This window comes from Stenotrophomonas sp. PS02289 (assembly GCF_029960115.1).
Lineage (GTDB): Bacteria > Pseudomonadota > Gammaproteobacteria > Xanthomonadales > Xanthomonadaceae > Stenotrophomonas.
In genome coordinates, this window is the sequence record NZ_JASCOZ010000212.1 from 1 (window position 1) to 6,331 (window position 6,331).

The 6,331-nt window shown below is 69.0% G+C and carries 8 protein-coding genes; all 8 read left to right on the plus strand.

All coding sequences use genetic code 11. From position 1 onward, the window contains the following. The coding region (locus QMX83_RS19355) for a malonate decarboxylase subunit alpha (protein WP_282298274.1) at positions 1-490 on the plus strand (490 nt) is incomplete at its 5' end. A gap of 9 nt (positions 491-499) precedes the next feature. Next, positions 500-820: a malonate decarboxylase acyl carrier protein gene (gene mdcC / locus QMX83_RS19360; RefSeq protein WP_282298275.1), complete on the plus strand. Its 321-nt coding sequence runs from the start codon at positions 500-502 to the stop codon at positions 818-820. After that, positions 817-1,725: a biotin-independent malonate decarboxylase subunit beta gene (locus tag QMX83_RS19365; protein WP_282298276.1), complete on the plus strand. Its 909-nt coding sequence runs from the start codon at positions 817-819 to the stop codon at positions 1,723-1,725. The genes mdcC and QMX83_RS19365 overlap by 4 nt, the downstream gene beginning before the upstream one ends. After that, complete coding sequence (gene mdcE, locus QMX83_RS19370) at positions 1,722-2,432, plus strand: biotin-independent malonate decarboxylase subunit gamma (RefSeq protein WP_282298277.1); 711 nt, start codon at positions 1,722-1,724, stop codon at positions 2,430-2,432. The genes QMX83_RS19365 and mdcE overlap by 4 nt, the downstream gene beginning before the upstream one ends. Next, entirely contained in the window at positions 2,425-3,075 is a 651-nt protein-coding gene (gene mdcG, locus QMX83_RS19375) for a malonate decarboxylase holo-[acyl-carrier-protein] synthase (RefSeq protein ID WP_282298278.1), read from the plus strand. Before mdcE ends, mdcG begins: the two co-directional genes overlap by 8 nt. Next, positions 3,072-3,926 carry a triphosphoribosyl-dephospho-CoA synthase MdcB gene (mdcB, locus tag QMX83_RS19380; RefSeq protein WP_282298279.1) on the plus strand — a complete coding sequence of 285 codons (855 nt, stop codon included), beginning with the start codon at positions 3,072-3,074 and terminating at the stop codon, positions 3,924-3,926. The genes mdcG and mdcB overlap by 4 nt, the downstream gene beginning before the upstream one ends. Continuing rightward, entirely contained in the window at positions 3,923-4,840 is a 918-nt protein-coding gene (gene mdcH, locus QMX83_RS19385) for a malonate decarboxylase subunit epsilon (RefSeq protein ID WP_282298280.1), read from the plus strand. Before mdcB ends, mdcH begins: the two co-directional genes overlap by 4 nt. 105 nt (positions 4,841-4,945) lie before the next feature. Continuing rightward, on the plus strand, positions 4,946-6,301 hold the full coding sequence (locus QMX83_RS19390; protein WP_282298281.1) for an SLC13 family permease: 1,356 nt from the start codon (positions 4,946-4,948) through the stop codon (positions 6,299-6,301). The last annotated feature ends 30 nt before the right edge of the window (positions 6,302-6,331 follow it).

Consider the following 6,331-nt stretch of genomic DNA (forward strand, 5'->3'; position numbering starts at 1 on the left):
CGCCAGCGCTGCATGGCTCAAGGCTGGCGAGCAGGCCGCGCGCCCGGGCGAGATCCCACGCGGACGCAAGCTGGTCGTGCAGATGGTGGAAACGTTCCGCGAACACATGGCCCCCGCCTTCGTCGAGCGTCTGGATGCCTGGGAGCTGGCCGAGCGTGCGCAGATGCCGTTGCCGCCGGTGATGATCTACGGCGACGACGTCAGCCATGTGCTCACCGAGGAAGGCATTGCCAACCTGCTGCTGTGCCGCACCCCGGAAGAACGCGAACAGGCGATCCGCGGTGTCTCCGGTTACACCGCCGTCGGCCTGGGCCGCGACCGCTCGATGGTCGAGAACCTGCGCGACCGCGGTGTCATCCGGCGTCCGGAAGACCTTGGCATCAACGTCCGCGATGCCAGCCGTGACCTGCTTGCCGCGCGCTCGGTGAAAGACCTGGTGCGCTGGTCCGGCGGTCTGTACGACCCGCCCAAGCGTTTCCGCAACTGGTAAGGAGCGCACATGGAAACTCTCGATTATCGTTTCGATGGCCACACGGCCGTGCGCTTCCCGACCCAGGCAGTCCTGGTCGGCGTGCTCGCCTCGGGCAATCTTGAAGTCCTGCTGGAACCGGCCGCGCTGGACGGTGCCATGCAGGTCCGCATCATTACCGCCGCCACCGGTTTCGGCACGATCTGGCAGGCGGTGATCGCCGACTTCGCGGCGCGCCATCCGCTGCGCGACGTACGCGTGTCGATCAACGACGCCGGGGCCACGCCGGCGGTGGTCAGCCTGCGCCTGGACCAGGCCGTGCAGACACTGCGCGAAGGAGCCCCGCAATGAGCCGCACGCAACGACACAGCTATTACGAAGCCGACGCCCGCGAACGGATCAGCGCGCTGCTGGACGACGGCAGCTTCACTGAATTCCTCGGCCCGGCCCGTCGTGTGACCAGCCCGCATCTGGCGCAGCTGGATCAACCGGCCGCCTTCGATGACGGCATCGTGGTCGGCAGCGGTGCACTGCGCGGCAAGTCCGTGCTGGTTGCCGCGCAGCAGGGACCGTTCATGGGCGGTGGCGTCGGCGAAGTGCACGGGGCCAAGCTCACCGGTCTGCTGCAACGCGCTGCTCAGGTGCGTCCCGACGGTGTGCTGCTGTTGCTGGACACCGGCGGCGTGCGCCTGCATGAAGCCAATGCCGGACTGATTGCCATCTCCGAAATCATGCGCGCCACGTTGGCGGCGCGTGCCGTGGGCGTGCCGGTGCTGGCACTGATTGGCAGTGGCAATGGAGCATTCGGCGGCATGGGCATCGTCGCCCGATGCTGCAGCACCGTGATCATGTCGGAAGAAGGCCGGCTGTCATTGTCGGGCCCGGAAGTGATCGAGACCGTGCGTGGCGTGGAGGAGTTCGACGCCCGCGACCGCGCGCTGGTGTGGCGCGTCACCGGCGGAAAACACCGTTACCTGATCGACCAAGCCCAGGTGCTGGTCGCCGACGCGATGGATGCGTTCGCCGATGCCGCGTTCAACGCCTTGCAGCCGGATGCCGCCAGCACCGATACCGAGGTGGCGCTGTACGCGCTGCAGGCACGGCACGCCGCCCTGCAGGCACGCGCGCAGGCATGGGGCGACTGCCGCGACGGGCTGGAAATCTGGGCCCGTCAGGGCATCCCCGATCCGGAACGGCTGCCGCTGCTGGACACCGACGCCTTCCTCGCCGCCACCGCCGAACGGAGCCTGCCATGACCGTCGCGCTGCAGACCCTGCTCGACGCCCTGTTCCCCTTGGGCCATGAGGTCAACGTCAACGACTCGGTGCTGGGCGGAACCGCCCGTACCGACGATGGCGTGGTGACCGTGATCGGCACGACCGACAAGATCGAAGTCGGCGTGGACCATGCGCTGGCACTGGCCGACAGCGTGCTGGCCAGCACCGCCGAACATCCGCAGCGCCCGATCGTGATGCTGGTCGACACCGCCGGGCAACGCCTGGCGCGCCGCGACGAGCTGCTCGGCATCAATGGTTACTTCGCACACCTGGCGCAGACCCTGGACCTGGCGCGTCGTCGCGGTGCGCGGCTGGTCACACTGGTATATGGCGAGTCGGTCAGCGGCGGCTTCCTGTCGTTCGGGCTGATGGCCGACCACATCCATGCCTTGCCCGACGCGCAGGTGCGGGTGATGGACCTGCGCGCGATGGCGCGGGTGACCAAGCAACCGCTGGAAAAGCTGCAGGCGCTCAGCCAGAGCTCACCGGTGTTCGCGCCGGGGGTGGAGAACTACGTGGCGATGGGCGCGGTCACGTCACTGTGGCCGGACGACTTGGCACAGCATCTGCTGGAAGCGCTGCGCACGCCCGCGGCTGGCGATCGCCGCGCCGTGCAGGGCGCTGAGCGTGGCGGTCGCCGTCTTGCCGCCAGCGTCGCCGCCGACGTGGCCAACGGCAATGCCTGACCGGCCCGCCCGCCACACGCTGGTCTGGCTGTCGGCACAGGCCGACTGGCGGGCCGACGTGGCGGCGCAGGACCCGCGCCTGGCGCAGTGGTTCGCGCAGGGCTGGCCTGCAGTGGTCGCGCGCCGCGCTGCCGATGATCCCGATCCGCGCCTGCGCCTGGGTGTGCCCCTGCCGCCGGCGGAGGGCAAGCAACGCCTGGGGCTGCGGGTACCGATGGCCGATGTGCACAAGGTGCAGGAACCGGTGTCGATGCAGACGCTGCTGGAACAGCCGTTGGCAGGGGCCGCCGCCGCGTGGTCACTGCCGTTGCAGGCCCTGCACGCGATCGCACCGGCACGCGTGTTCGGTGCCTTCGCCTGGCAGCTGCTGACCGGCCTGGACTATGTACACCCGCGCTCGGATATCGATCTGCTCTGGCGCATTGATGATCGTGACAGCGCCGACCATCTGGTCGCACGCCTGCAGGCCTGGGAGGGCACGTTTGCGCGGCGCGTGGATGGCGAGCTGTGCCTGCCCGATGGCGGCGCGGTGAACTGGCGTGAGTACGCGAGCGACGCACGCCAGGTACTGGTCAAGCGCGTGGATGGGGCGATGCTTGCGCACCGCGACGACCTGTTCCACCGCATGGAGGTCAGTGCATGAACGCCGTGCGCCAGGCGCTACCCGCCGTCCACCGCGTCGACAGCGCGCGCCTGGGCCGGCTGGCGATCTCCAGCCTGTACGCCGAACTGGCCTGCGCGCCCAAGCCGGGACTGGTCACACCGTTCAGCACCGGCAGCCATGACGACATGGACGCAGGCACCTTCCTGCGCAGTCTGTTCGCGCTGCGCCACTACTACTGCCAGATCGCCGGGGCCGGTACGCAGGAGGCATCGTTCGAGAGGCTGCGTGCGCTGGGCATTGTCGCCGAACAGTCAATGCTGCGCGCAACCGGTGGCGTGAACACCCATCGCGGCGCGATCTTCAGCCTGGGGCTGCTGGTGGCCGCCGCCGCGCGTGCCCAGGCACGCCGGGGGTCGCCGCTGGCCGCCGAGCAGGTCTGCCTGCAGGTGACGCAGTGGGCCGGTCCGCTCTCGCAGGCCCCCCTCAATCCTCACAGTCCCGGGCAGCGTGCGCGCGCGCAACACCACGTGGCCGGTGTGCGCGAGCAGGCCGCTGCAGGTTTCCCCCTGCTCCGCGAGGTGGCGCTGCCTGCGCTGCGCGCCGCACGACAGGCTGGAGTAACACGTGATGCGGCGCTGTGCCACACACTGATCCACCTGGTGGCCGCGGTCGATGATCTGAATCTGCTGCACCGGGGGGGTGCCGCCGGTCTGGCCTGGGCCAAAGCGGAAGCGGCCGCGTTCCTGCGCGACGGCAGCGTGTTCGCCCCCGGCTGGCCGCAGCGCCTGGCCCGGATCGACGCCGGCTTCGTGGCGCGCAGGCTCAGCCCGGGCGGCAGTGCCGACCTGCTGGCCTGCGCGTGGTTCCTGCTGCAGCAGGAGGACGCATGAGCCTGGCCCTGCTCTGCCCCGGACAAGGCGCACAACACGCCGCGATGTTCGAACGGGCCCGCCCCTACCCGGCCGCACGTGAGGTGATCGACGCAGCATCGGCGGTGCTGGCGCGTGATGCGATCACCGCCGCAGCGGCCGATGATCGTTTCGACAACGCCCAGGCACAGCCCCTGTTGTGCGCGGCGACGCTGGCGCAGTGGCAGGTGTTGCGCGAGACCCTTCCGGCACCGCTGCTGGTGGCGGGCTACAGCATTGGTGAGCTCGCCGCGCACGCCATCGCCGGCAGCGTCGACAGCGCGGCCTGCCTGCAGCTGGCGGCGCAGCGTGCCCGTGTGATGGACGAGGCCAGCCCACCCGATGCCGGGTTGCAGGCGGTGCTCGGACTGACCCGGGAACCGCTGCAGGCCCTGTGCGAATCGCACGGGGTCTACATCGCCATTGCCAACGGCAGCGACCATTTCATTGTCGGCGGTCGCACGGCGGACCTGCGGGCGCTGGCCGAGGTGGCACGCACGCAGCACGCGGAGATCCGCACGCTGCCAGTGCACGTGCCGGCACACACACCGCTGCTGGCCGAGGCTGCCGACGCCTTCGCCGACGTACTGGCGCAGGCAGCAGTGGATGCGCCACATCTGCCGGTACTGGCGGGTGTCGATGCGCGCCTGGTCCGCGACCGCGAGACGGTGCGGCACAGCCTGGCCGCGCAGCTGGCCCAGACCATCGAGTGGGCGCAGGTGATGCGTCAGGCCTTCGAACGTGGCGCGCGGGTGTTCCTGCAGCTGGGTCCGGGCACCGCGCTGGCGCGCATGGTCGCCTCGGCCTACCCCTGCTGTGAGGTGCGCGCGGTGGAAGAATTCCAGCACCTGGACGGTGCGGCGGCCTGGGTGCATCGCGCCCTGGAGCGTCGGTAACGGCCGGCTCGGCCCCGTAGTACCGGGCGCTGCCCGGCAGGCAACACCCCGAGGATGGCGGTCCCCCATCCGTGCTGTACGTGAGCCACGTGTCTGGGAGGGCGCATGAGTCCACAAGTCGCAACGATCATCGGTCTGGTGATCATGTTCATCATCGCCACCGCCCTGCCGATCAACATGGGCGCGGTGGCCTTCGCATTGGCCTTCATCATCGGCGGGCTGTTTGTCGGACTGGAGGGCAAGGCGGTTCTCGCGGGCTTCCCGGGCGACCTGTTCCTCACCCTGGTAGGCATTACCTATCTGTTTGCGATCGCACAGAAGAACGGCACGATCGACCTGCTGGTGCACTGGGCGGTGCGTGCCGTCCGCGGACGCATCGTGGCCATTCCGTGGGTGATGTTCGTGGTGACGGCACTGCTGACGGCGTTTGGTGCGCTGGGTCCTGCGGCGGTGGCGATCATTGGCCCGGTCGCCCTGCGTTTTGCCAAGCAGTACAAGATCAATCCGCTGCTGATGGGTCTGCTGGTGATCCACGGTGCACAGGCGGGCGGGTTCTCGCCGATCAGCGTGTACGGCAGCATCACCAACGGCGTGGTGCAGAAGGCGGGGTTGGAAGTGACCGAGATGGCGGTGTTCCTGACCAGCCTGGGCTTCAACTTCATGATGTCGGTGATCTGCTTCTTCGCCTTTGGTGGCATCGCGCTGATGCGCCGGGGTGCGGTGACGGCCGGCGGCGGCGAGCTGGCACTGGCCGGCGGCCCGCAGGCATCGTCGCGGCAGTTCGCGATTGAAGGTCACGGCGCACTGGTCTCAGCGGGCGGCGGCACGCTGTCCAATGATCCGGATGCGCTGGAGGCGGTGGGGATTACCCGCGAACGTCTGTTCACGCTGGTGGGTCTGGTCGGCCTGGGTGTAGCGGCGCTGATCTACAACCTCAACGTGGGCCTGGTGTCGATCACGGTCGCGGTGGCGCTGGCACTGCTGTCGCCGAAGAGCCAGAAAGGCGCGGTGGACGGGATCAGCTGGTCAACGGTGCTGCTGATCTGCGGCGTGGTGACCTACGTGGGCGTGCTGGAGAAAGCCGGCGCGGTCGACTTCATCGGCAACGGCGTGTCGGACATCGGCATTCCGCTGCTGGGTGCGCTGCTGGTCTGCTACGTGGGCGGCATCGTGTCGGCATTTGCGTCGTCCGCTGCGGTGCTGGGTGCCACGATTCCGCTGGCGGTGCCGTTCCTGCTGCAGGGGCACCTGGGTGCCGCCGGCGTGATCTGCGCGCTGGCGGTGTCCTCCACCATCGTGGACGTGAGTCCGTTCTCGACCAACGGTGCGCTGGTGGTGGCCTCGGCGGCGAAGGAAGAACGCGAGTCGCTGTTCCGTCAGTTCCTGATCTACAGCGGCCTGGTCGTCGCCTTCGGTCCGCTGCTGGCCTGGCTGCTGTTCGTGGTCCCGGGCTGGATGTGACTCAGCGTGGAGCCGGGCTCCGCCCGGCTC